General features: G+C 48.0%; 1 protein-coding gene. It reads left to right on the forward strand.

Features of this window, described 5'->3' with window-relative positions; translation table 11 throughout:
* The first annotated feature begins 124 nt into the window (after window positions 1-124).
* The gene (locus H7U20_RS10005; RefSeq protein ID WP_199759014.1) at window positions 125-565 is read left to right on the forward strand and encodes a hypothetical protein; all 441 of its coding nucleotides are present in this window, start codon (window positions 125-127) and stop codon (window positions 563-565) included.
* Window positions 566-604 lie beyond the last annotated feature (39 nt).

Below are 604 nucleotides of genomic sequence, written 5' to 3' on the forward strand. Positions count from 1 at the left end.
CGAATCGTTGGGATGGATAAGTGTACTCAAAACGTGCCGTGCCTTGAAGAGGGGCCAGCTACGGAAAGGTGCATAATCACACGAATCTAAACACCTAGATCGTACAAACGGAACGCTTGTCGGATTGAAGGATGGTGTCATCGGTGGTTTGGTTGGGCTTATGGACGGTGTTGTCATTACTTTTAAGGCAAATCTTGGAGACGAACAGGCTCAGGCGAAATTAGACAGTGCAATTGATGGCGTCATTAAGGTAGGAGGTAGCCCATCGCTTTGGATTGAAATAATAGAAAACGCCCGAGCAGAGTCGCGTGAGGCCTTGGCTGCAGCGTATGAAAAGGGAGATGGCGTAGCTTTAGGGAAAATAGCTGGCGAGGTGTTGTCAAATTTTGTGGGTGGCGGAATCGGCAGCACAGGTAAGGTTCGGAAAATCGAGAGGCTCGTAAAGATTATTCAAGACTCCAGCGAAGCCGCAAAAAATGTAGCAACATCAACCACTGCTGCGAAGGCTGTTTGCTGTGGTCTAATTTGCCTGGACACCTCAATAGGTGGAAAATCCACCATCTGAGGAGTGATACATGGCAACAAGAAAGCGAAAGACATTCGA

This window comes from Rugamonas violacea, assembly GCF_016461825.1.
In the GTDB taxonomy this organism is placed as follows: Bacteria; Pseudomonadota; Gammaproteobacteria; order Burkholderiales; family Burkholderiaceae_D; genus Rugamonas.